This is a genomic window from Mesorhizobium sp. M0244 (genome assembly GCF_040321795.1).
In the GTDB taxonomy this organism is placed as follows: domain Bacteria; phylum Pseudomonadota; class Alphaproteobacteria; order Rhizobiales; family Rhizobiaceae; genus Mesorhizobium.
In genome coordinates, this window is the sequence record NZ_JAMYSE010000024.1 from 18,238 (window position 1) to 36,335 (window position 18,098).

Here is an 18,098-nt window from a genome sequence, read left to right on the forward strand (position 1 = left end):
CAGTTGCTCTCTGTTTGCGAGCGTGGCTAGACTAGGCTTCGGGAAAGCCTTGTCCGCGACAAAGGGAATAAGAAATGAGCGGAAAGTAAGATGCCGGAAAGGCCGTTTTACCAGCCTGGCGCCAGCAGCGTGGAGGGCCTGCCGCTGCTGCTGCAGATGTTCCATACCCAGCCCCTGGTGATGCTCAAGCCGCATTGGCATGCCCAGGTCGAAGTGAATTTCATCGTGCGCGGCACCGTGCATTACCGCATGGACGGACACGGACTTTCGCTTTCGGCGGGCGATATGTGCCTGTTCTGGGGCGGCCTGCCGCACCAGATGGACGAAGCCTCCGACGACGCCATCTATGCCGGCGCGCATCTGCCGCTGGTGCATTTCTTCCGGCTGCATTTGCCCGTCGATGTCCGCAACAGGCTGATGACCGGCGCGACGCTGGTGACCGACGCCACCGACCGGTCGGACGACCACAATTTCGAGCGCTGGAACCGCTATGCCCGCTCCGGCGATCCGGTCAAGGCCGAGCATGCCGTCAACGAGCTTTTGCTGCGGCTGGAGCGGGTGCGATTCGAGCCTTACCGCCTCGTCCCCGAAACACCGGTCGAACAGGAGATAGGCAGCCCTTTCGATCAGCAATCGCTGCGCAATGTCGGGCGCATGTGCGACTTCATCGCGGAGAATTTCCTCTACGAGATCGATTGCGTCGACATTGCCGCGGCGGCCGATATCCATCCCAAATACGCCATGAGCATCTTCAAGAAATCGACCGGCATGACGCTCAACGAATATGTGAATTTGCTGCGCCTCAGCTACGCGCAGGCACTGCTGATGCATCAGGATGCCAATGTGCTGCGCGTCGCCATGGAATCCGGCTTCGGCTCACTCAGCGCCTTCAACAAGTCGTTCCGCAAGCTTGCCGGCATGTCGCCGTCGGATTTCCGCAGGGGCGTGGCGGGCGCCAGGTGAGTCGGCTGGATTCAGCCGATAATCTCAGCCGATAATATTTAGGCTCCTCGGCAGGCGGTTCATCGGCAGCGGCCCGCTGGCGGTGATCAGGAACTGGTCCTCGAGATTGAAGCTGGCGAGACCGTCGATGTAGAGCGGGATCTCGAATGCCAGCACCATGCCGGCTTCTATCTCGACATCGCTGTCGGCCGAGATGAACGGCCATTGCTCGGAAAACACGGAATGGCCGACGCTGTGGCCGAAATGACCGCGGCGATAGGAACGGAGCCCCTGGCGCGCCAGGCTTTCGCTGGCGACGCGATGCACGCCGGCGAGCGGCTTTCCCGGCAACAGCGCGGCAAGCCCGTCGGCGAAGGCGCGTTCAGCTATCGCATGCAATTCGGCCTGTTCTGGCGATGGCGGCCCGAAGGTGAAATTCCGCGACATGTCCGATGCATAGCCGTTCACGCTGCACACCATGTCGGCCTTGAGCGGATCGCCGGCGGCGGCGACCGCATCGGCGCTTTTGGGGCGAGCGCCCAGCGTGACGTATTCCGCTGTCGAGATTTGCTGCGATGACCCGGCGGCCGCGTCGGCGACGCCTTGCCGGTAGAGCGCGACCAGATCCGACTGACGCATGCCGGCCGCTGCATGCTGCTGCAGCCGCGACAGGCCGGCCTCCGACAGAAAGATGCCCTGCTGCAGGAGGTCGATCTCGCTCTGCGACTTGATCGCCCGCAGCCTGTCGAGGACCGGCGAACCGTTGACGATGGTAGAGGTCGGCAGCATCGCCTGCATCGCCGAAAAATTGCTGGCCGAGACAAAATCCAGGTCGATGCCGAGCGTCGCACGCTCCAGCCCGAATTCGGCTAGGATCATCTTCAGCTCGCGTACGGAGCGGGCAAGCTCGAAGGTCGCCGGACGTGAAAAACCGGGCGCGTGGCCAACCAGGCCGGCCTCGATGCGCTCCGCAACGGGACGGCCGGACGTCGCTGGCTCAAGTGACGCGGATTCGATCCAGATCGGATGCGTGCGCAGGACGGCGTCCGGCGCCGCCCGGAGCTGGGCAGCCTGGAAATCCGCCGCCACGACGCCGATCGGCAGGTCGATTCGCTTGGGGATGACCACGAAACCGGCGCCGGCCCGCCGGAACAGCCCGGCTGGACCGATCCAGGCGCCGGTGGCATATTGGAACGCCTCGGGCTCGCAAAGCACCAATGCCTCGATATCGGTGCGCTGCATCAGGTCTGTTGCGCGTTCTCGGTCGACAAAGCCGGTCATGGGTTCCCTCATCTGCGCGACGCCGAAGCGGAGGGTGGCGGACGTCTATGGTGACGATAGCGGCCAATTGGTGCACTCTCGCCATAATTCCACTGTCACCTCAATTCGTAAATCTATTTATTGCGAATATAATTCGATGCTAAATCCCATTGTCTTTCAAATTCTTCCTTTGCTATCTCCGCCGCATCAAACCCCTGTAGCGCATTGATTTCATCTATTGCCTCAAATTTTTCCGGTGATAGTCCCGATTCTTTTGTCTGCATGCCATAGCTAGCCATCTCGATGGTGGAGTCTGGGTATATCTCGATTTTTTTGCTCTCAAAGTCGTCGTCATCTACTTCGTGAAACGTCGTAACAGGAACATCATCCTGATTTAAATTAGACATCACCTTTAAGTATCGCATTAATTCTCTCCAAAACCTATCAAGCGGCCTGCAATACTGAGATCTGTAATGCTTCGCATTTAGAAAAACATGCTCCGTACCTGTTGAATGGGCAATCCATCTATGTCTATGGCAACGAAATTTGTAAATTTACTAGCCTGACGTGATAGGCTGGCGACCCCCCTCAACTGTACCCGTTGCTCCCCCGGCCGCGCCAGCAACAAAAGCATTTTTTTGCGACTTCTTATCGCGCGGATCGATGGCAAAGTTACGGTTTTTCTGAGCTTCCGCCTCGCGGGCTTTGCTCGCTGCCTGCGCCTCTTTACTAGCGCCTTCGCCTCCAACGAGTTCTTTTCCGGTAATGGCATCTACCCTGCGTCTCACCGCCATCGGCATGTCCATTTTGATCGCTCTTGTTGACTGGATCATTCTGGGCATACGCATATCGGTGACGCAATTCCGGACGGAAAACCGTTTCACACTTTTCCTGGAATTACTCCAAGCGTAGCTTCAGCGCCGCTGTGGAGCAGCTTTCTTCGGGAAGCGCTGTTCACCGGTCAACCTAAGGGGCGCCCCTGACAGTTCGCATGCCAGGAACGAAAAAGGGCCGCGGCGAACCGCGGCCTTTCAACGACAAGTGTCTGCTTCGAGCCCTTATTCAGCTTCGTCGGAGGTGTCGTCGGCAGTATCGGCCGCCGCAGCCGCCTTTCTTGCCAGGAAGGCATCCAGCGCTGCCTGCAGGGACAGGGTGGCCTGCGGGGAGGCGGGGGTCGTCGCAACGACCGCCATCGCATGAGCAACTCCGGTCGTCGACTTATCCTTGGCCGCGGCTGAAGTGGCGGCTCCGTGTCCCTGCGATCCTGCCCCGGCCGAGTTTCCGCCGTTGCCGTTGCTGCCGCCATTGCCGTTGCCATTGCCATTGCCGCCGGGAGCAGCGAGGACCGGAGACGCGACGAATGCGAGAGCGGCTACCGTTGCGAATAGAGTGGTTCGCGTTTTCATAATTCCTCCTTCGAGTCGCCCTCCCGCCAGGATGGGGTCCAGATGAGAAACGTGAGGACTTTCCAAAGTGGACGCCCGCTATTTAACAAGCTTCGGTCAAATACAGCATTCTGCAAGACGGACCTTGGTCCGAGGACGACACGCAAAAGTCCTGAATTCTATCGACAGCGTACTTCGCGCGACCGCAGCGACCGGATTTTTGCTGCTGGCAGATGTCCAGCGCCGCTGCGGCGCAGTCTGCGTCGGCTGACATTCGGTTGCGATCGCTGCTCGGCATCGGCGAGATCATCTAAGTTGCAGGGATTGAGGAACATTCCACCCTTCGTGAAGTTGGGAACGCAGGCCCACTTTTGAGGTGCCAAATGTCTGATGCCGGCGGGCTTTTGGGAGGAAGCCATGATCCGCGTCACGCCTTCATTTCGTGTTTCGCGCCGCCGCGCATTGCAGTTTGGCCTGGGAGCCACGCTCGCTTCGGCCGCCCGCTTTGCCCCGATTTCCCGCGCCTATGCGCAGGATGAGGTCAAAGACGAAGACATTTTCCGGTTCGCTCTCAATCTCGAATATATGGAAGCCGAATATTACCTGCGCGGCACAACCGGAAAAGGGATTGACGACCCGGATGCTGGTCCCAAGGCCGGCGCTGTCGTCGGCGGCAAACAGGTTAGCTTTGACACGCCTGCCATCCGTCAATTCATGCAGGAAGTCGCGGAAAACGAACTGGCTCATGTCAGGTTCTATCGCAAGACGCTTGGAAGCGAAGCCGTCGACCGGCCGTCGATCGATTTCGATGCGGGCCGCGGTCGCCAAGGCCGCGGGGCTCGGGGCGGACTTCGATCCTTTCGGCAACCAGATGAACTTCGTGCTCGGCGGCATGCTGTTCGAGGACGTCGGCGTTACTGCCTATGCTGGCGCCGCGCCCCTTCTGAAGAACAAGGATTTCCAGGCCGCCGCCGCCGGCATCCTGGCCGTCGAGGCTTACCACATGGGAATGGCGCGATCGTCGCTTTACCGAATGGGCGAGGATGCCTGGAAGGCCGCCAATGCGGTTTCCGACGCCCGCGACAAGATCGATGGACCGGAGGACAAGGACCAAGGCATCCGAGTGGATGGTAAAGCCAATATCGTTCCATCGACCGCGGATGCGATCGCCTTCACGAGGACGCCGCAAGAAGTGCTTCGGATCGTCTATCTGACCGACCAAGCCGGCGTCAGCAAGGGCGGCTTCTACCCGAATGGGATGAACGGAACGCTCAAAAGCACCTGAGCGGACTGCGAATGAATCTGGCGGCAAATGAAGTTGCGCCGCGGTGCCTGGCGATTTGGCGCTGGTGGCGCGCGCAGAAACGAAAAAGGCCGGAAGGGGATCCGGCCTGTTCGCAACTGCTTGATTTCCCTTGAGAGAAATTGGAGCGGGTGAAGCGATTCGAACGCTCGACCCCAACCTTGGCAAGGTTGTGCTCTACCCCTGAGCTACACCCGCTCGCGCGGCTTTTGGGCCGCAAGCCGCGCCTATATGGCTGAAGAGCGCGGTGATTGCAACAGGGAATTCGCAGGCTTTTGCTTCGCCGGCAATGCGGACAAGCCGTCCTGCGAGACGCCGCAAGGCAATCACTCCCGCGCTGCGCGACGGGCTTGTCTTGGCCGCATCATTGGCCGTAAACGGCGTAAGCCGAACAAGCCGTTGGAAGCGGGCCATCAGAGAAGACCTATGCCGAAAACCGAAGCCGACCTTTTCGCCTTTCTTGCCGAACTCGGGATCGAGGTGTCGACGCGGCGGCATCCGCCGCTGTTCACGGTCGCCGATTCGCAGGCACTGCGTGGCGAGATCGCCGGCGGCCACACCAAGAACCTGTTCCTCAAGGACAAGAAGGACAATTTCTTCCTGGTCAGCGTCGGCGAGGAGGCGATCGTCGATCTCAAGCAGATCCACCATCTGATCGGCGCCGCCGGCCGAGTGTCTTTCGGCCGGCCGGAGATGCTGATGGAGCTTCTCGGGATCGTCCCGGGCGCAGTCACCGTTTTCGGGCTGATCAACGACACAGAGCAAAGGGTCAAGGTCGTTCTCGATGAGGATCTGATGAGCCATGCCGTGGTCAATGCCCACCCGCTGACCAATGAGGCGACGACTTCCATCGCGGCCGCGGACCTGGTCAAATTCGTCGAGGCAACCGGACATGATGCTGTTATCTTGAAAGTCTCGGCATGATCGCCACATGGGTGACTGAAACCGGGTTCTGAAGAAGAATGTTGCGCCTGTCCCTTGGCCGGCGGCGCAACCGAAAGGGCGACGAGATGAGCGACAACAACCCCTTTGGCGGCCCATTTGGCAGCAATGGCGGTCAGTATGCCACCACCGTGCAATATGGCGGCACCGATGCCGCGCGTGAGAAGGTGGCGCTTGCAGAGGCGCCGGCCGATGTCATCAAGGACACGACGACCGCCGCTTTTGCCGCCGACGTGATCCAGGAATCGCGCCGCCAACCGGTGCTGGTCGATTTCTGGGCGCCATGGTGCGGCCCCTGCAAGCAATTGACCCCGCTGCTGGAAAAGGCGGTGAAAGCCGCCGGCGGCAAGGTCAAGCTGGTCAAGATGAACATCGACGACCATCCTTCGATTGCCGGCCAGCTCGGCATCCAGTCGATTCCGGCGGTCATTGCCTTCAAAGACGGCCAGCCGGTCGACGGCTTCATGGGCGCCATTCCCGAGAGCCAGATCACGCAATTCATCCAGAAGGTCGGCGGCAAGGATGGTGGTGCGCCGCAAGTGGCCGAAGCGCTGGCCGCGGCCGCAGAAGCGCGCGACGCCGGTGATGTGCAGACTGCGGCCGACATTTACGATGCCATCCTGGAACAGGCGCCGGAGACGATCGAGGCGATCGCCGGGCTGGGCGATCTGCTGTTCGAGGCCGGCGATGCCGACGGTGCCGAGGCGGTTCTTGCACGGGCGCCGGAAGCAAAGAAGGATGCGCCCCAGCTCGCCGCGCTGCGCGCCAAGATGGCGCTCGCCGCGCAAGCCGCGGCACTCGGCAATCCGGCGGAACTGGAACGGCGGCTGGCCGAAAATCCTGGCGATCACCAGGCGCGGTTCGAGCTTGCCATGATCCAGAATGCCAAGGGCGATCGCACGGCGGCGGCCGACAATCTGCTGGCGATCATCAAGGCCGACCGCTCGTGGAACGATGACGGCGCCAGAACCCAGTTGCTGCAGCTTTTTGAGGCATGGGGCATGACCGACGAGGCAACGCTGTCGGCACGGCGCAAACTGTCGTCGCTGCTGTTTTCCTGAGCCGGCGCAGACTGTTTTGTCGCGCGGGCTTGCGGTCGGCGGCGGCTGCGCCAGATTAGGTTTTCGGACGGCATTCGATCTCGGGTTTCCAGTGTCGCGCCGTGTGCCGGCCGGGAGGAGACGGATTTGGTGCGCTTCCTGACGAAGCGATCGGAGGATTGAGGTGCAGGCGGGAAACGCGCATTACCGGCTCGCTGCGGATCTGCCGTCGACCATGCCGATTTTTCCGCTTGAGGGCGCATTGCTGCTGCCGGGAGGCCGCATGCCGCTCAACATCTTCGAGCCGCGCTATCTGCAGATGGTCGACGAGGCGATCGCCGGGCCGCGGCTGATCGGTATGATCCAGCCCAGCCTCGACGGTGCGCTGCGTCTCGACGGCGAGCCGGAGCTCTGCAATGTCGGCTGCGCCGGGCGCATCATTGCGCTGTCCGAGAGCGGCGACGGCCGTTACCTGATTTCGCTGCAAGGCGTGTGCCGGTTCCGCATTGTCCAGGAACTCACCGTCAAGACGCCGTTTCGCCAGTGCCGGTTGGCGCCCTTTCTCACCGACCTCGACGAGGAGCAGGCGGAAGCCGAAATCGACCGGCCGGCGCTGCTCAAAGCGTTTCGCGCCTATCTGCAGGCCAACGATCTGGAGGCCGACTGGGAAAGCGTCAGCCGCGCCGAAAACGCCATGCTGGTCAACGCGCTGTCGATGATGGCGCCCTACGGGCCGGCCGAGAAACAGGCGCTGCTCGAAGCGGCCGATCTGAGGGTGCGGGCCGAAACGCTGATCGCCATCACCGAAATAGCGCTGGCGCGCGACAATGAGGATTTTGGTTCGAGTTTGCAGTAGGTTGAGTGGAAGGATACAGGGCAATCGCTTTAGACCAATAGCTGAGCGTTTGCGCCGCCCCTTATCTGCCTGCCGGCATCTTCTCCCCGTGCAGGACGGGGAAAAGGGGCTGGCTGCAACGCTGGCGATCCCCCTCTCCCCGTTCTTCACGGGGAGAGGGTAAAGGTGAGGGGCGGCACCGACGCCCGGCGGGTGAGGGACGAGTTCGAACCTGAAGCAATTTGCCCTAGAGAAGGACGGATCGAATGGCGGATGGGCGTGACGGAAAGAACGCCAAGGTCGACCCCAAGCTGCTGGAATTGCTGGCCTGCCCGCTGACCAAGGGGCCGCTTGCTTGGGATCCGGAGCGCGGCGAGCTTATCTCGCGGGTGGCAAAGCTTGCCTATCCGGTGCGGGACGGCATTCCAATCATGCTGCCATCGGAGGCGCGCGTCATCGCCATAGACGATGCCATGCCGCCACCGCCGCGCCTGGGTGGCTCAGAATAAAGGCCGCTCTGCAGCGATCCTTCGCGCCCCCCTCTGTCCTGCTGGACATCTCCCCCACAAGGGGGGAGATTGGATGTCGCCTCGGCTTTCGCCAATCTCCAATGCTGAAAGAGGGCGGGACGACGAAGCTGCCGATCTCCCCCCCTTGTGGGGGAGATGCCCGGCAGGGTAGAGGGGGGCGCTGTCCCGCCGACATTTCGCAAGAGCCGCAGCGCCATGCTCTATTGAAAATTGCGCCCCTTGGGCATGACCCCTTCCGCCTTCCCCGATAACGTCGCGACATCCTGCCGGTCGTTTTGCACGACATGTGCGTCGGACTTTTCCTCAAGCAGCACGGACAGCCACGGCGTTAGGTCCTCGACCTTCTCGGCGACGATATGGATGACGTCCGATTCCGATTGCAGCTTGCCGGTGACGCGGATGAGACGCGCGCCCATGACAATGGGACGGAAGCGGTTGAAGGTTCTTTCCCAGAAAATGATATTGGCGACCGCGTTCTCGTCCTCCAGCGTCAGGAAAATCGCCTTGCCATTGCCCGGCCGCTGCCGCACCAGCACGAGGCCGGCGACCGAAACGCGGCGGCCGTCCCGCACCTGGCCGAGCCGTGCATTGGGCGTGACGCCGGAACGATCCAGCCTTTGACGCAGGAAGGCGACCGGGTGCGCCTTCAGCGACAGGCCGAGCGAGCGGTAGTCGTGGACGACATGCTCGCCGAGCGGCATTGTCGGGAGCCTGGTTGCAGGCTCAAGATCGCGCAAGCGGATCGCCGGCTGGTCGAACAGCGGCAGCCTTTCGGCGGCACTCTTGCCGTCGAGCGCGCGGACCGCCCATAGAGCGTCGCGGCGGTTCAATCCAAGCGAGCGGAAAGCATCGGCCTGCGCCAGTTTCTCGATCTCGTCGACGTTGAGGCCCGAGCGCAGCCAGACGTCACGCACGGATGCGTAGCCGTCGCCGCGTCTCAGCACAAAGGTCTCCATGCGCTCCTTCGACAGGCCCTTGACCTGGCGAAAACCAAGCCTGACCGCATGGCTGGTCCGTATGACGCCGCGCATCTGGGCATGGCGGTCGAGGATGCGGGCCGGGTCGAAAGGCGATTTCTCCAATGCGCAATCCCAACCGGAAAAGTTGACGTCGACCTCGCGGATTTCGACGCCATGATCATGCGCGTCGCGGACAAGCTGAGCCGGCTGGTAAAAACCCATCGGCTGGGAATTCAGGATCGCGGCGCAGAACACGTCGGGATAGAAGGTCTTGAACCAGCAGGAGGCATAGACCAGCAGGGCGAAGGAGGCGGCATGGCTTTCGGGAAAGCCGTATTCGCCAAAGCCTTCGATCTGCTTGAAGCAGCGCTCGGCGAAGTCCCTTTCGTAGCCCTTGGCGACCATGCCGTCGACCATTCTCTTGCGGTAATTGCCGATCGTGCCGGTGCGCTTGAACGTCGCCATGGCGCGGCGCAACTCATCGGCCTCGCCCGGCCTGAAGCCGCCGGCGACGATGGCAATCTTCATCGCCTGCTCCTGGAACAGCGGCACGCCCAGCGTCCTGCCGAGTATTTCTTCCAGTTCCGGCTTTGGGTATTCGGGCTTTTCCTTGCCCTGGCGGCGGCGCAGATAGGGGTGGACCATGTCGCCCTGGATTGGACCGGGTCGCACGATCGCCACCTCGATGACGAGATCGTAAAAATTTTTCGGCCGCAGCCGCGGCAGCATCGACATCTGGGCGCGGGATTCGATCTGGAAGACGCCGATCGTGTCGGCACGGCAGATCATGTCGTAGACATGTTTGTCCTCGGCAGGGAGGGTGGCCAACACATAGGGTTGGCCATACTCGTCCCGCGCCTCCGGATAATGATCCTGGAGCAGCGTGAAGGCGCGCTGCAGGCAGGTCAACATGCCGAGCGCGAGAACGTCGACTTTAAGGATTTTCACCGCGTCGAGGTCGTCCTTGTCCCACTCGACCATCTTGCGCTCGTCCATCGCCGTCTTGACGATGGGCACGATCTCGTCGAGCCGGTCCCGGGTGATGACGAAACCGCCGACATGCTGCGACAAATGACGGGGAAAGCCCATGATCTCGTTGGCGCATTCGATCACATGCCTTGTCGATGGATCGGTCTGATCGAGGCCGCCGGCTTTTGTTTCCTTTTCACCGAGTTCCGAGGTCGACCAGCCCCATATCGAGCTGGACAACGCGCTCCGGACGTCATCCGACAGGCCCATCGCCTTCGCCACTTCGCGCATAGCCGAGCGGCCCCGGTAGCTGACGACGGCAGCGGCCAGTGCGGTGCGCTTGGCGCTGTATTTGGAATAGATGTACTGGATGACCTCCTCGCGCTTTTCATGCTCGAAATCGACGTCGATGTCGGGCGGTTCGTTTCTTTCCTCGGAAATGAAGCGCTCGAAAAGCGTAGCGATCCTCTCGGGTCCCACCTCGGTGATGCCGATGCAATAGCAGACCACCGAGTTAGCCGCGGAGCCGCGCCCCTGGCAGAGTATGTTCTGGCTGCGGGCGAATTTGACGATATCGTAGACGGTCAGAAAATAGCGCGCATAGTTCAGGCGCTCGATCAAGGCGAGCTCCTCCTCGATGCGCTGCGTCACAGAAGCGGGCACGCCTGAGGGGTAGCGGATGACCGCTCCCTCCCTGGCCAGCCTTTCCAGCTCGGCCTGCGGCCCGAGGCCCGATTCCGTCGGCTCGTCGGGATAGTTGTATTGCAGGTCGCTGAGCGAGAAGCTCAGTTCCCCGGCAAAGCGCAGCGTTTCCGCCAGCGCTCGCGGGTGCCGGCGGAAAAGCCGCGCCATCTCCATTGGCGGCTTCAAATGACGTTCGGCATTGGCGTTCAGTTCCAGCCCCACCTCGGCGACGGGCATATTGAGGCGGATCGCCGTCAGCACGTCCTGCAGCGGGCGCCGCTCCGACGTATGGTAGAGAACGTCGTTGGTCGCCATCAAGGGGATGCCGGCCAGCTCGGCCATTGCCGCCGCCTGCTCGACCCGAAAGCGGTCGTTGCCGCGGTAATCCGGCGAAACCGCAAGCCGCAGGGTTTCTCCGAAGCGATCCCTGAGCCGGCTAAGCAAGTCGAAGCCATCCGCACCCGTCGATAGATCCGGCAGGATGGCTAGCGACAAGAGATCGCCCCATTCGAGAAGATCGCTCTGTTTGAGGAGCGTTGCCCCTTTTTCGTTTTCGTCGCGCAAATTGGCTTGCGTCAGCATGCGGCAGAGATGGCCCCAGCCCTTGCGGTTTTGCGGATAGGCGAGGATGTCCGGCGTGCCGTCGCAAAAAACCAGACGGCAGCCGGGATGATAGGAAAAACCCTCCACCTTGGCCTGCTGCCAGGCACGCACGACGCCCGCCACCGTGTTGCGGTCGGCGAGGCCGATCGCCGAAAATCCCAGGAACTTTGCCGCGACCACCAGTTCCTCCGGTTTCGAGGCGCCGCGCAGGAACGAGAAGTTCGACTGGATGCCGAATTCGGCATAGGGAATGGCCGTCAGCGCATTCATGCAAAGATCCCATGCATGAACCAGCGCGGCGGGACTTGAGAGGCGCCGTAGAGGCCCTGGCGGTAGAGCCAGTAACGGCGGCCGTCGGCATCCTCGATGCGGAAATAATCCCGGGTCGGCGCATCGTGCTGTCCCGCCGCCTCTCGCCACCATTCAGGCGCGATGCGCTCCGGCCCTTCGGCGCGCGCGACACGGTAGAGCGCGCGGCGCCAGCGGAAGTTCAAAGGCGGACCTTCCGGCATTTCGGTGGCCGGCACCTCGATCGGTTCGGGCGAACGGAAAAGCCGGATCGGCCGTTCCGGCTGGAAGACAGTCGTGGGGACGTCCTTCGCCTTGCCCGGCTGCTTCGGCGGCGAAGTTCTTTGCGGCGCTTCCGCGAAGGGAATGGTGGCGACGGCGCGCTCCGGCAGATGGCTCTCGACGGCGACCGGTTTTAAGACCGCGCCTTCACCGAGCCGGGCGCGAATGCGGTCGGCAAAAAGCGCGATATCGGCGCCGTCGTCGCTCGTTTCGCCGGCAAGGTCGGCCTGCTGCATGTCGAAGGCGGCGGCGGTCAGCACCGAGAGGCGCACGAGATCGAAGCCATAGCCGGCGTCGATATCCTGTTCGAGCGCGGCAAGCCTTTCGTGGAACAATTTCTGGATCAGCAGCGGCTCGCGCAAGGGCCGCGAGGTGCCGACGGCGATGCGGCTGACGCCGCCATCGACACGAAAGAGCAGCAGCGCCAGCCGCCTTGCGCCCTCGCCGCGGCGTTCGAGATCCCTCTTCAACGTTGCCGCCAGCATGCCTGTCAGCCGCTCGATGTCCTCGGTCAGCATGATCGGCTCGGCAAGATGGCGTTCGACCGAAAGCGGTGCGACCGGCAGGCGCGGCGACACCGCCTCGTCGAGGCGGCCGAGCGCCTGGTCGAGGCGCAAAAGCAGCGATGCGCCGAAGCGGCGGGCAAGCGGCGCGCGCGGTGCTGCCATGACGGCGCCCGCCGTGCGCAGGCCGACGCTTTCAAGGCTGGCGCGGACCTCCGGGTCGATGCGCAGCGCCGCCAGCGGCAACGGCGCGAGAAGCGCTTCCTCCTCGCCATCGGCGACGATGCGGTCGCCGGAAAACCGCGCCGCCGCCCAGGCAGCACCTGGTGTGGCGGCAAGCCCGGCGCGGACATCGAAGCCCTGATGGAAAAAGCGCGACAGGATGTCGTCCAGCATCGAGCGTTCGCCGCCGAAAAGATGGGTGCAGCCGGTGACGTCGAGATAGAGGCCATCGGTTCCATCGAGCGCCACCAGCGGCGTGTAGCGGTCGCACCAGTCGGCGAGGCCTTCGAGCAGGCGCCGGTCGGCCTCCGGATCGGCCTCCACTATGTCGATCGACGGATGCATGGCGCGTGCGTCGGCTATGCCCATGCCGCGCTTCAGATTGAGCGCCTCAGCCCGTTCGTCGAGGGCGGCGATGCGCTGGGCGTTCCTGTCGCGATGGCTGATCACCAGCGGCAGGTGATCCGACGGCCGGGAACGCCAGGACCGCCCCAGACGCTGCCGCAGGATCCTCTCGGCGGCGAGATGCGGAAACCACAGGGACAGGATTCTTTGCCCATTCCTGAGCTCTTCCTTGCTCGCCCCGTCTTTCTTCGAATAGGCGTTCATCGGGGTTCCACTCCAGTGTGAATTGTCCGGGCAAGGCCGTGCGGCTCTTGCCGATGGTAACGGTGAAGGCGGGTCGGCCGATCGAGCCGGCGAGCGGCCCGGCGATTGTCTCGCGCGCTGCCGCGGGTGCCGCCGACAGGACGAGGCGGACGGGCGCTGCCGTCGGCTCGGGCTCGCCGGCCTGGCGCAGCAGGAACAGCGGCCGGCCCGCACTCTGCGCCCGGGCGTGCAGCCGCCGCGTCGCGGTGAGGTCAAGCCGCTGCGGGTTGCCGCGGATTTCGAGGATGACCGCGGCAAGCGCCGTCATCCGGGCAGCCTCCTCGGCGACCCACAACGCATCGAGGAGCCTTGGCGCCTCGGAAAACAGCAATTGCTCCGGCTCGATGCCGAAGAAGGCGTGAAGCCCCCTGGCGTAGGGGAAGCCGGCCTCGCGGAAAATCTCTGATGTGCCGATCCACAGCACCGGCAATCGCGGTCCCTGGCTGAGGATCAGGCTGACGAGCGACAGGACAAAGCCGGCGACGGCCCCGGCATCGCGGGTCGCGGCACTATGAAACTCGCTCAGCGCCGCCTTTGGCAGGCCGCCGCTGAGCGCAGCATCGAGGCGCTCGGCACCGGTGCGCAAAAACGCATCCTGCGAAGCCACGGCGAGGCCGCGCCGGACAATAGTTAGATTCCGAGGGGGCGTCAGATCCCGAGGGAATGTCAGAGTCTGGGGGCTGACATCCGCATCAAACGACGAACCGGCCGGCGCCTCCAGGCGCTCGGGCAAGGTCCCTTCGATCTTCGCGATCTGGCGGCGCAGGGCAAAAACAGTCTCCCGCGCCACGGCGCTTGTCGCCATGACGGTCAGCTTCCACTCACAATTGTTCCTGTTATGTTCCTATAGATTCCAGAGGGCGGCCAAAGAGTCAAGCGGAGTCATGGGGAATTTATTCCTGTAGTGGGAACATGACACGGGCGCTCCAGCCCGGCCATTTGCCGAGTCCGGCCTGAAAGCCTATATGCCGGGATCAAAGGACAACGCATGGCTCGCATCTACCAAACCCGCATCTGGCACGACCAGCTTTCGCCGTCGATGGAGGAAATGGAGTTCCTGGCGCTGGAGGCTTATGCCCATCTGCCGGAGGAATTTCGCAAGCTGACCGGCGAGATCGTCATCCAGATCGCCGAATTCCCGACCGACGAGATCATGGACGACCTGTCGCTGGAAACGCCGTTCGACCTGCTCGGCCTGTTCGAGGGGCGCGGCATCGCCGAGCGCTGGAATCCGCAGACCGGCGAGGGGCCGAACCGCATCACGCTCTACCGTCGCGCTATCCTCGACTACTGGGCCGAGAACGAGGAAACGCTGGGCGACATCGTCACCCATGTGCTGATCCACGAGATCGGCCACCATTTCGGCCTGTCGGACGATGATATGGAGAAGATCGAGGAAGCGGCTGAATAGGGGGCATCAAATGGGCATGACGATCGGCCAATTCGACCGGCCGGTCCGTTAGAGACGATCAATTGTCGATGTTGACGCCGCCCCTCATTGCCCTGCCGGGCATTTCTCCCCGTATAGTGACGGGGAGAAAGAAGCTGGCCGCAGCCTCGGCGCTGTTCTACAACGTTGGTGATTGGCGAAATCGCCGATGAGAGCACCCCTCTCCCCGTCACTATACGGGGAGAGGATGCCGGTAGGCAGGTAAGGGGCGGCGCCAACGGCCTGGAACGGGCGATGGGCAAACTCAACCTGAAGCTAGGGCAGTGGGCCATAGCGCCCACAGGATAGAGCCGAACCCTACCAGTCGCTGAGCTTGGTGTCGGGGCCGTATTCCTGGCCCTCGATGTCCTTCACCACGGCCTGGCCGCAGCGCATGGTCTTGGCTTCCTTGTCATAGGCATAGGTCGGCGAGCCGAACAGGTGCCAGCCCTTGTTCAGCGCCGCCGTCACCTTGTGGCAGAAGCTGGCATCGTCCGGGCCGGACAAAAAGCGGTAGAGTTTCATTTTTCATTCCTGTCGTAAGTGCCAATCATGCCCCGATGACGGCGGCCTTCGCCAGCAGTTTTTCGGCCTGCGCCAAATGCAGCCGTTCGACCATTTTTCCGTTCAGCGCAATCACCGCCTTGCCGGCATTTCCGGCAAGCGCGAAGGCTTCCTTGACCGCGCGTGCCTCGGCCATCGCTTCAGGCGACGGCGCAAAGGCGCGGTTCGCGGCCTCGATCTGGGCCGGATGGATCAGCGACTTGCCGTCGAAGCCCATGGCGGCCGCTTCCGTGCACTCGCGCGCAAACCCGTCCATTTCGCGAAAATCATTGAAGACACCGTCCAGCAGGTCGAGGCCGCCGGCGCGCGCCGCCAGCACCATCTGCATCAGCCACGGCACGAGATAGCGCCGGTCGGGCGTGGCGAGTATGCCGGTGTCCTTGACCAGGTCATTCGTTCCGGCAACGAAACAGACCAAACGGGAGGCCGGATCGCGGCCGAGCTCGGCGATCGGCCCGATGTTGAGCAGCGCCTTGGGCGTCTCGATCATCGCCCATAGCTTGACCTCGTCCGGCGCAAAATTGTCGTCGAGCACGTCGCCGGCCTCGAGGATGTCGCGCGGCGTGTCGACCTTGGGCAGCAAGATGGCGTCGGGCTGGCATTTTGCCGCGGCCAGCAGATCGTCGGCGCCCCATTCGCTCGACAGCGCATTGATGCGCACGACCATCTCGCAACGCCGGCTGGAACGGCCGGCGAAAATCGCCGCGAGTTTTTCTCGCGCGGAAAGTTTATCGGCCGAGGCGACGGCGTCCTCGAGATCGATGACGACGGCATCGCAGGCCAGCGACGGGATCTTGGCCAACGCCTTGTCGTTCGAGGCCGGGACGTAAAGCACCGAGCGGCGCGGGCGGTAGCTTTCGGTGGTCATCTCCGATCTATGCCGCCTGCAGCCGGCCGAGGCAAGCCGTGCATAAAAACTGCACGCAATTTCGGAAAATCTCCTCGTCTCCGCCCCGCCGGACACATGTCGACCTGGCAAAAAGCGGCATGCAAGAGCGCGAGAAACTTCGTTGGTCCCTGCCATACCGGCTTCGCAGCGAGGGCTGGTGGCTCGTCGATCCGCCCTCGGCTTCGGCAAGCCTCCTCCCCTTCGTCCGCAAAGCCCTGCCCAGATATTCCGGCCGCATCAAAGTCGCCGAGAAGGCCCGATCATGACAGCGTTCCTCACGGCAGCGCCGAGCTATTGCAGCCGCTTCGGCGTTGCCGTCCTGCTCGTCGCACTGGCCGATTTTTCCCTCTATGGCCAACCGGCCGGCATCACGCTTTTCCTGTTCGGCGTTGCGATTGCCGCAGCGAGCATGGCTGTCCATCCTCTCGGGGTCTTCAGCGATGGCAGGTTCTGGTTCAAGCCCGTTGTCCTGCTTGTGGCCCTGCTGCCGCTCGTAGAAAATGTCAGTGCTTTGTCCGTTTCCATCGCGCTGGCGGCGCTAGCCATCTTCGCGCTTTCGCTGGGAGGGCGATTGCGGCATGGGCTTGCCCGCATTGCCGGCCAACTCGCGTTTTTCCTGCTCGCAACGCCCTTTCGGTTCGTCCAGGATTTCTTCTGCTGGCGCAAAGCGGCACAGCGGCTCGGCAAAGGCCGCATCCGTTTCGCGACGATCGCCGTCTGGGTCATGCCGCTGACGCTCGGCGCAGTGTTTCTCGCGCTGTTCGGCGCCGCCAATCCGATCATCGAATATTGGTTCTCGCTGATTGATCTCTTCGCCCTGCTCAACCTCATCCAGTTGCCGCGTCTCGCCTTCTGGCTGTTCGTGCTCGTCGGCGTCTGGGCTTTTCTGCGGCCGCGCCTGCCGCGCTTTCTCCGGCGTATTCCCCGCATGGCACTGCCTGCCGGCGCATCGCTGACGCCAACCACCAGGACCACCACAGCCATCGAAGACATCGTCTTCGGCAAAGCCGCCATCCTTCGCGCGCTCGTCGTCTTCAACATCCTGTTCGCCGTGCAGAGCGTACTCGACGCCACCTATCTGTGGGGCGGCATCGCGCTTCCCGACGGGCTGACCTATGCCGCCTACGCGCATCGCGGCGCCTACCCGCTGATCGTCACGGCGCTGTTGGCCGCCGGCTTCGTGCTGGCGGCGCTGCGGCCGGGAAGTGCGACCTCCGGCGATCCGCTCATCCGCCAGCTGGTCTATGTCTGGGTGGCGCAGAACATCGTTCTCGTCATCTCGTCGATCCTGCGGCTCGATCTCTATATCGGCATCTATGCGCTGACCTATTGGCGTGTCGCCGCCTTCGTCTGGATGGGGCTGGTGGCGGCGGGCCTTGTTCTGATCATCGCCCGCATAGCACTCGGAAAATCCAACGAATGGCTGCTTTCCGCCAATCTTCTGACGCTATCGGCGACGCTCTATGCCTGCTCGTTCATCAACTTTGCAGCACTGATCGCCAATTACAATGTCGAGCATTCCTTCGAAATGACCGGCCAGGGCACCCAGCTCGACGTCTGGTATCTGCGCTCGCTCGGCTCCGGCGCCTTGCCGGCGCTCGATCGCTTCGTCCAGCACCAGAGCAGGACGGTTTCCGCCGGTGATCCGTGCACTCGCGAACTCGCCGGCTGGTATGCACAGGACGAAGCACGCTTCCGCGCCGGCCAGGAAAACTGGCGCGCCTGGAGCTTTCGTGACTGGCGGCTCAACCGCACCCTCGACAGGCGTGGCCCGTTCGTGGTTCCTCCGATGTCCGAACCCTTCATGCCGGGCAGCTGATT

General features: G+C 62.7%; 16 protein-coding genes, 1 tRNA gene and 1 pseudogene. 8 read left to right on the forward strand and 10 right to left on the reverse strand.

Annotated elements, in window-relative coordinates:
• Positions 1-90 precede the first annotated feature (90 nt).
• Complete coding sequence (locus NKJ08_RS16700; RefSeq protein WP_352528063.1) at positions 91-963, forward strand: helix-turn-helix domain-containing protein; 873 nt, start codon at positions 91-93, stop codon at positions 961-963.
• Between the two features lie 24 nt (positions 964-987).
• On the opposite strand, the gene NKJ08_RS16705 is transcribed toward NKJ08_RS16700, so the two are convergent.
• The 4 genes from NKJ08_RS16705 to NKJ08_RS16720 form a co-directional block, all read right to left on the reverse strand.
• The gene (locus NKJ08_RS16705; protein WP_352528061.1) at positions 988-2,223 is read right to left on the reverse strand and encodes a M24 family metallopeptidase; all 1,236 of its coding nucleotides are present in this window, start codon (positions 2,221-2,223) and stop codon (positions 988-990) included.
• Between the two features lie 113 nt (positions 2,224-2,336).
• Positions 2,337-2,627, reverse strand: a complete 291-nt coding sequence (locus tag NKJ08_RS16710; protein ID WP_352782352.1) for a DUF6881 domain-containing protein — start codon at positions 2,625-2,627, stop codon at positions 2,337-2,339.
• A gap of 132 nt (positions 2,628-2,759) precedes the next feature.
• A complete protein-coding gene (locus NKJ08_RS16715; protein WP_352528057.1) occupies positions 2,760-3,044 on the reverse strand; it encodes a hypothetical protein in 285 nt (94 codons plus the stop codon).
• Between the two features lie 216 nt (positions 3,045-3,260).
• Entirely contained in the window at positions 3,261-3,608 is a 348-nt protein-coding gene (locus tag NKJ08_RS16720) for a hypothetical protein (RefSeq protein ID WP_352528055.1), read from the reverse strand.
• Positions 3,609-4,004: 396 nt separating this feature from the next.
• On the opposite strand from NKJ08_RS16720, the pseudogene NKJ08_RS16725 reads away from it, so the two are divergent.
• Positions 4,005-4,872, forward strand: a pseudogene (locus NKJ08_RS16725) (ferritin-like domain-containing protein).
• A gap of 141 nt (positions 4,873-5,013) precedes the next feature.
• Here NKJ08_RS16725 and NKJ08_RS16730 read toward each other — a convergent pair.
• Positions 5,014-5,088, reverse strand: a tRNA-Gly gene (locus NKJ08_RS16730).
• Positions 5,089-5,316: 228 nt separating this feature from the next.
• Between NKJ08_RS16730 and NKJ08_RS16735 the strand changes: the two genes are divergently transcribed.
• The 4 genes from NKJ08_RS16735 (at position 5,317) to NKJ08_RS16750 (ending at position 8,216) form a co-directional block, all read left to right on the forward strand.
• On the forward strand, positions 5,317-5,814 hold the full coding sequence (locus NKJ08_RS16735; protein WP_352778625.1) for a prolyl-tRNA synthetase associated domain-containing protein: 498 nt from the start codon (positions 5,317-5,319) through the stop codon (positions 5,812-5,814).
• An 86-nt stretch (positions 5,815-5,900) separates the two neighbouring features.
• Positions 5,901-6,893, forward strand: a complete 993-nt coding sequence (gene trxA / locus NKJ08_RS16740) for a thioredoxin (RefSeq protein WP_352528051.1) — start codon at positions 5,901-5,903, stop codon at positions 6,891-6,893.
• A gap of 163 nt (positions 6,894-7,056) precedes the next feature.
• A complete protein-coding gene (locus tag NKJ08_RS16745) occupies positions 7,057-7,728 on the forward strand; it encodes an LON peptidase substrate-binding domain-containing protein (protein ID WP_352528049.1) in 672 nt (223 codons plus the stop codon).
• Positions 7,729-7,973: 245 nt separating this feature from the next.
• Positions 7,974-8,216 (forward strand): Trm112 family protein, encoded by a 243-nt coding sequence (locus NKJ08_RS16750; protein WP_352528047.1) that lies wholly within the window; start codon positions 7,974-7,976, stop codon positions 8,214-8,216.
• A gap of 221 nt (positions 8,217-8,437) precedes the next feature.
• Here NKJ08_RS16750 and NKJ08_RS16755 read toward each other — a convergent pair whose 3' ends face one another.
• The 3 genes from NKJ08_RS16755 to NKJ08_RS16765 are packed head-to-tail and all read right to left on the reverse strand — an operon-like array spanning position 8,438 to position 14,200.
• Positions 8,438-11,722, reverse strand: a complete 3,285-nt coding sequence (locus NKJ08_RS16755; protein ID WP_352528045.1) for an error-prone DNA polymerase — start codon at positions 11,720-11,722, stop codon at positions 8,438-8,440.
• Complete coding sequence (locus tag NKJ08_RS16760) at positions 11,719-13,197, reverse strand: DUF6504 family protein (RefSeq protein ID WP_352528043.1); 1,479 nt, start codon at positions 13,195-13,197, stop codon at positions 11,719-11,721. Before NKJ08_RS16760 ends, NKJ08_RS16755 begins: the two co-directional genes overlap by 4 nt.
• Complete coding sequence (locus NKJ08_RS16765; protein WP_352528041.1) at positions 13,139-14,200, reverse strand: ImuA family protein; 1,062 nt, start codon at positions 14,198-14,200, stop codon at positions 13,139-13,141. Before NKJ08_RS16765 ends, NKJ08_RS16760 begins: the two co-directional genes overlap by 59 nt.
• A gap of 183 nt (positions 14,201-14,383) precedes the next feature.
• On the opposite strand from NKJ08_RS16765, the gene NKJ08_RS16770 reads away from it, so the two are divergent.
• A complete protein-coding gene (locus NKJ08_RS16770) occupies positions 14,384-14,806 on the forward strand; it encodes a metallopeptidase family protein (RefSeq protein WP_352528039.1) in 423 nt (140 codons plus the stop codon).
• Positions 14,807-15,142: 336 nt separating this feature from the next.
• Here the strand turns inward: NKJ08_RS16770 and NKJ08_RS16775 are convergent, their stop codons facing one another.
• Positions 15,143-15,349, reverse strand: coding sequence for a DUF1737 domain-containing protein (locus tag NKJ08_RS16775; RefSeq protein ID WP_352458330.1), 207 nt, complete (start codon positions 15,347-15,349; stop codon positions 15,143-15,145).
• A 25-nt stretch (positions 15,350-15,374) separates the two neighbouring features.
• Positions 15,375-16,256, reverse strand: coding sequence for an HpcH/HpaI aldolase/citrate lyase family protein (locus NKJ08_RS16780; protein ID WP_352782356.1), 882 nt, complete (start codon positions 16,254-16,256; stop codon positions 15,375-15,377).
• A gap of 283 nt (positions 16,257-16,539) precedes the next feature.
• Between NKJ08_RS16780 and NKJ08_RS16785 the strand changes: the two genes are divergently transcribed.
• Positions 16,540-18,096: a DUF4153 domain-containing protein gene (locus NKJ08_RS16785; protein ID WP_352528035.1), complete on the forward strand. Its 1,557-nt coding sequence runs from the start codon at positions 16,540-16,542 to the stop codon at positions 18,094-18,096.
• Positions 18,097-18,098 lie beyond the last annotated feature (2 nt).

What these genes read in the sequence shown, in the direction of transcription:
- trxA (WP_352528051.1), top strand. Translation starts at nt 5,901, where the DNA reads ATGAGCGACAACAACCCCTTTGGCGGCCCATTTGGCAGCAATGGCGGT.
- NKJ08_RS16705 (WP_352528061.1), bottom strand. Translation starts at nt 2,223, where the DNA reads ATGACCGGCTTTGTCGACCGAGAACGCGCAACAGACCTGATGCAGCGC.
- NKJ08_RS16750 (WP_352528047.1), top strand. Translation starts at nt 7,974, where the DNA reads ATGGCGGATGGGCGTGACGGAAAGAACGCCAAGGTCGACCCCAAGCTG.
- NKJ08_RS16755 (WP_352528045.1), bottom strand. Translation starts at nt 11,722, where the DNA reads ATGAATGCGCTGACGGCCATTCCCTATGCCGAATTCGGCATCCAGTCG.
- NKJ08_RS16735 (WP_352778625.1), top strand. Translation starts at nt 5,317, where the DNA reads ATGCCGAAAACCGAAGCCGACCTTTTCGCCTTTCTTGCCGAACTCGGG.
- NKJ08_RS16720 (WP_352528055.1), bottom strand. Translation starts at nt 3,608, where the DNA reads ATGAAAACGCGAACCACTCTATTCGCAACGGTAGCCGCTCTCGCATTC.
- NKJ08_RS16770 (WP_352528039.1), top strand. Translation starts at nt 14,384, where the DNA reads ATGGCTCGCATCTACCAAACCCGCATCTGGCACGACCAGCTTTCGCCG.
- NKJ08_RS16700 (WP_352528063.1), top strand. Translation starts at nt 91, where the DNA reads ATGCCGGAAAGGCCGTTTTACCAGCCTGGCGCCAGCAGCGTGGAGGGC.
- NKJ08_RS16765 (WP_352528041.1), bottom strand. Translation starts at nt 14,200, where the DNA reads ATGGCGACAAGCGCCGTGGCGCGGGAGACTGTTTTTGCCCTGCGCCGC.
- NKJ08_RS16780 (WP_352782356.1), bottom strand. Translation starts at nt 16,256, where the DNA reads ATGACCACCGAAAGCTACCGCCCGCGCCGCTCGGTGCTTTACGTCCCG.
- NKJ08_RS16710 (WP_352782352.1), bottom strand. Translation starts at nt 2,627, where the DNA reads ATGCGATACTTAAAGGTGATGTCTAATTTAAATCAGGATGATGTTCCT.
- NKJ08_RS16785 (WP_352528035.1), top strand. Translation starts at nt 16,540, where the DNA reads ATGACAGCGTTCCTCACGGCAGCGCCGAGCTATTGCAGCCGCTTCGGC.
- NKJ08_RS16775 (WP_352458330.1), bottom strand. Translation starts at nt 15,349, where the DNA reads ATGAAACTCTACCGCTTTTTGTCCGGCCCGGACGATGCCAGCTTCTGC.
- NKJ08_RS16715 (WP_352528057.1), bottom strand. Translation starts at nt 3,044, where the DNA reads ATGCCCAGAATGATCCAGTCAACAAGAGCGATCAAAATGGACATGCCG.